At 58.6% G+C, this 4,894-nt stretch carries 4 protein-coding genes; 2 read left to right on the forward strand and 2 right to left on the reverse strand.

Annotation, left to right across the window (positions count from 1 at the left end; translation table 11 throughout):
• The first annotated feature begins 168 nt into the window (after positions 1 to 168).
• On the forward strand, positions 169 to 540 hold the full coding sequence (locus tag ACSQ83_RS35660; protein ID WP_436231345.1) for a YciI family protein: 372 nt from the start codon (positions 169 to 171) through the stop codon (positions 538 to 540).
• 599 nt (positions 541 to 1,139) lie between these two features.
• The gene (locus ACSQ83_RS35665) at positions 1,140 to 2,723 is read left to right on the forward strand and encodes a methyl-accepting chemotaxis protein (RefSeq protein WP_436231346.1); all 1,584 of its coding nucleotides are present in this window, start codon (positions 1,140 to 1,142) and stop codon (positions 2,721 to 2,723) included.
• Positions 2,724 to 3,181: 458 nt separating this feature from the next.
• Here the strand turns inward: ACSQ83_RS35665 and ACSQ83_RS35670 are convergent, their stop codons facing one another.
• Complete coding sequence (locus ACSQ83_RS35670; RefSeq protein ID WP_436231347.1) at positions 3,182 to 4,363, reverse strand: IS91 family transposase; 1,182 nt, start codon at positions 4,361 to 4,363, stop codon at positions 3,182 to 3,184.
• A gap of 9 nt (positions 4,364 to 4,372) precedes the next feature.
• Positions 4,373 to 4,894, reverse strand: a 522-nt coding sequence (locus tag ACSQ83_RS35675) for a tyrosine-type recombinase/integrase (RefSeq protein WP_436231348.1), incomplete at its 5' end; no start/stop codon positions are given.

Here is a 4,894-nt window from a genome sequence, read left to right on the forward strand (position 1 = left end):
AACCCCGTCCTCTCGAATCTTGAAGTCTTTCCCCATCCGTCCGTCTACGTCGGGCAGGAGGGGACCCGAAGCGGACAGGCTGGTGAGACCCGCTACAAATTAGCCAGAGCATTGTCGATTTCCGATCATCATATTCGTCGTTAGTGAACCCCATTCAAAGGATTTCCCATGAAATACCTCGGCCTGGCCTACTTCTCCCCGGAAAAATTCGCCGCGATGGCGCCAGACGAAATCAAGGAATTGGTGAGCCAGTGCCCGACATTGGACGAGAAGATGCGCGCTACCGGCAAGGTTCTGATTTCCGCCTCCCTTGGCGATCTGGACAAGTGGAGGACGCTTTGCCCGCGCACTGGAGAGACGCGCATCATCGATGGGCCTTACACCGAATCGAAGGAAGTCGTGGGCGGCCTATTCATCATCGAGGCGGACAGCCTTGACGAGGCGTTACGCATCGCGTCCATGCACCCGGCTGCCACACTGGGCGAAGAAGGCGGATGGGCAGTCGAGCTTATCCCCTTGGACTTCTATCTGGCGCGATGAGGATTTGGACGCCTGTCTCAGAAGGCGTTGGTGTTCCTTTTATCGCAGACACCTTCACCGCGTCGGGAGTCATCGCGGCGATGTACGCTCCCGGCCGGGTATTGCCTTATGCGATTGGCACACCTGCTTGAGCCCTGCACGGCTGCGGCCGGCAGCACGCGATCCGCTTCAGCCTCTCGAATCAGCGTGATCCCAACGACCGCTCACCGCGTTGAAGCGGCCGTCAACCCTTCGAAAATGACGGATCTCATGGCATGCCATCTCTGTTTGCGAGCAGCCGAACGCTGAAGTGACCAGTCAAATACTCGCCGTCTGAGGAACGGGCGCCGTTAGCGACGGATTAAGTAGTTAAACCATTTGAGGATACCTCCCGCTTTTTAAACGGCCGCTCGACTCGTCAAACACTTCATAGCAAAAATTAATGGTGCGCAAACCTTTGCGAATAGTTACCAAGGGCTGTCCACCCTACCGAGTTACGCGTTGACGTCGTTATGCATAGCAGCGATCCCCTTTTCCTGCGTCATCGCCAGCGGCCCAGATCCAGTACGAGGAAACCCGCTTAATCCACCTCCCTCAATAACGATGATTGGAATTGAAACATGAACTCAAATCGACTTACGGTGAAGGCCAAGCTTTCCATCGCTTTTGGCTTGCTTGCCGTTGTTGTGTTGATCGTATCGGGAATCTCGCTGAAGTCGCTGAACGACGCCAACGACCGCTTCTACGGCTTCGTCAATGGCATCAACGCGCGGGCAGAAATGGCCGAGGCCATCCGTACTGCCGTAGATGATCGCGCCGTCGCAGTCCGCAACCTGGTGCTCGTGAGCACGCCGGCTGATGTGGACATCGAGAAAGCCGCAGTTCTCGATGCGGAACAGCGGGTCGAGAGCCGCCTGGAAAAGTTCAACGCGATGGTGGCGGGCGCTCACGACATGAGCGATCAAGCGCGAAGCCTTGCCGCGGAAATATCCCGCGTTGAAACGCTGTATCGTCCGGTCGCTCTGGATATCAATCGCCTTGCGTTGAGCAACCAACGCGAGGCGGCAATCGAGGAGATCACTACGAAATGCAGGCCCCTGCTTTCGTCGCTGATCAAGGCGTCCAACGACTACGCGGAGGTCACACACCAGCGCGCCACGAAAATGGTTCAGGAAGCCGAGGATAAATTTTCCAGCCAACGCAACTTGCTCATCGCGATATGTTTTGCCGCGATCGCGATGGCGGTACTGGCCGGTGTGGTCATTACACGTAGCTTGATGCGCGCTCTCGGTGCGGAGCCGACCGATCTCGCCTATGTGACCCAGCGCGTCGCCGCGGGCGATCTCAGCCCGGTCGCGGGCGCCGCGAACGCTCCTGCGGGAAGCGTACTTGCGTCAATGGATGAAATGCAGATTAGTCTCGTGCGCCTGATCGGCCGCGTACGCACCGCCGCAGACAGCATTGCGACCGGCTCCAGTCAGATCGCCACGGGTAACACCGACCTCTCTTCCCGCACCGAGCAGCAAGCGGCCTCGTTGCAGGAAACGGCGTCGAGCATGGAAGAACTTACCTCTACAGTGAAACAGAACGCTGAGAATGCCCAGCAGGCAAGTACATTGTCCGCGAACGCATCGGAAGTCGCGCTCAATGGTAGCGGCGTGGTCGGTCGTGTTGTCGACGCAATGGGAGATATCAGCGCAAACTCGACAAAGATCGCGGACATCACGAGCATTATTGAAGGCATCGCTTTCCAGACGAACATTCTGGCACTTAACGCTGCCGTGGAAGCCGCACGAGCGGGTGAACAGGGACGTGGTTTTGCGGTAGTCGCCAGCGAAGTACGTAGCCTCGCGCAGCGTTCGTCTAGTGCTGCGAAAGAGATCAAAGAACTGATCAGTACATCGGTGCATAAGGTTCGCGAGGGAGAGGCTCTCGCGAACGAAGCCGGCACAACCATGTCGGAAGTGACTCAGGCAGTCAGCCGCGTGACTGACATCATGAGCGAAATCGCTGCTGCATCGACTGAGCAAAGCAAGGGCATTGAACAGGTCAATCAAGCGATCACCCAGATGGACGAGGTAACTCAGCAGAACGCCGCGCTTGTAGAGGAGGCGGCGGCCGCGGCGAACTCGCTCGAAGATCAGGGCCGACAACTGAATCAATGCATCGCCCTGTTTCGCCTTGAGCCGATAACAAGCAGCTAATGGATCCGGGTTGCAGACGGGTTACTTGAATGGCCATCATTGGAGGCGGAGCCGACATTCGAACGTCCGAGTGAACGAATGGATCAACGTCCGTAGATGTTTAGGGTTGTAGGACGCCTGCCCGAATCCGCGTGCAAGCGAACTCGCGCAGAAGCCGGCGGGCAGGCGTCCTACAAGCCCCAAGGGAGGAAACCGCGGAGTGCTCCGATGTGATCGAAACGTTCACTGTTATGGCGATTTATCAGGGCGGATCGTCCGTGGGATAGATTGAAACGCGGATGACGGTGAACCTAGATCGGCAAGATCGTGGCAGCGACAGTGCAGCGTATTGCTATGCGGAGGGTTTGACGAGCGCCAAACTGCTCGTTTGGTGCGATGCGCGCAAGCGTCTCCTATAGGCTCTCGTTGCCGAAGAGCCGACGGTCGATCGGTGCGCGCTGACATGATGGCGCTCATGCCTAGGCTCGCTCAACCGGTGGCGCCCGGATAGGTCTGCTACGTTGCAGTATGTCGATGATGATCATCGGCGAACCGCAGTGCCGGCAAACAAAGGTTGACGGTACTGCGGCTGTGGCTACGACGTCGGCATTGGTTTCGATAAGGGCAGGCACTACGCCAAGCAACTCGCGTATCTTCGCGAGATTCTCGCGCCGCGAAGGGTTCGCGAGCAGACCGTAATGACGGATGCGGTGGAAGCCGCCCGGCAGCACGTGCAGCAGGAACCGTCGCACGAACTCATCGGCTTCGAGTGTCATGGTCTTGTTGCGTGTGCGTCCATTCACACGGTAGTCCTTCCAACGGAAGGTGACGCCGCGTTCGTCGAGCGCGACCAGGCGTTGGTTGGAGATCGCGACCCGGTGCGTGTAACGCGACAGATAGGCGAGCACTGCTTTGGGTCCCGCAAATGGGCGTTTGGCGTACACCACCCATTCACATGCTCTCATCGGCGCAAGCCATTGTGTGAAGGCTGTGAAATCGTTGAGCTCGGCGTATTGGCCGAAGAAACGCAACTGACCCCGGCGACAGGTGGCCTCCAGCTCTTCGAGGAAGCGTCTGCGGAACAGGCGCGAGAGTACGCGCACTGGAAGGAAGAAACCTGGCTTGCAAGCTAGCCACCGGCTTCGGTCCGGCGACAACCCACCACCGGGAACGATGCCATGCACATGGGGATGATGCGTGAGCGCGGAGCCCCAGGTATGCAGGACGAGCGTGGCGCCAATCTGTGCCCCGAGATGCTTCGAATCGGCCGCGATAGTGCGCAACGTCTCGGCTGCGATATCGAACAGCAGCCCGTAGATGACGGCCTTGTTGTAATACGCAATCGCGCTGATCGCAGCCGGCAGCGTGAAGACGACATGGTAGTACTCGACGGGCAGGAGATCTGCCTCACGCGCTTCAAGCCATCGGCGCGCAGCGGTAGCCTGGCACCTTGGACAATGTCTATTGCGACATGAGTTGTAGGCGATCACGACGTCGGCGCACCCTTCGCAGAGCAGCACGTGCCCTCCCAGCGCCGCGCTGCGGCACTGTTCGATCGCCGACATGACCTTCAGTTGTCCCAGGCTCAGGTTAGCGGATTGCCGCCACGTTGGGCCAAGAGAGCGAAAGACGTCGGCTACCTCGAGCGCGCGATGCACCACGAAGGCGACCTATTCGCGATTCAAACCCTCAAGAGGGCTGATCACCTCACGCAGAATATCGGTGGCGACCTGGGCATAAAGCGCTGTGGTCTCAAGCTTCTTGTGCCCAAGCATGACTTGAATCACGCGGATATCGACCTTCTGTTCCAGTAGATGAGTGGCAAAGCTATGGCGCAAAGTGTGCATGGACACGCGCTTGTCGATTCCGGCGGCCTCGGCGGCCGCATGGATCGCTCGGTTGAGTTGACGGGTGCTGAGAGATTCAATCGGGTTGAGCCCGGGAAAGAGCCAGCCGCCGTCGAGCATCTTGCCTTGGGCTCGAGCCATTCGCCACCAGACCCGCAGCCGCTCAAGCAGGATCGGCGAGAGCATGGCGTATCGATCCTTCTGACCTTTGCCCTGTTCAACGCGCAGCGTCATGCGCTGGCTGTCGATGTCACCGACCTTCAGGGCTGCCACTTCACTGGCGCGCAATCCGGTCCCATAAGCAACGGCGAGCGCCGTCTGATGCTTGAGATTACTGGCTGCTGC

This window comes from Caballeronia sp. LjRoot29, from assembly GCF_964252755.1.
Lineage (GTDB): Bacteria > Pseudomonadota > Gammaproteobacteria > Burkholderiales > Burkholderiaceae > Caballeronia.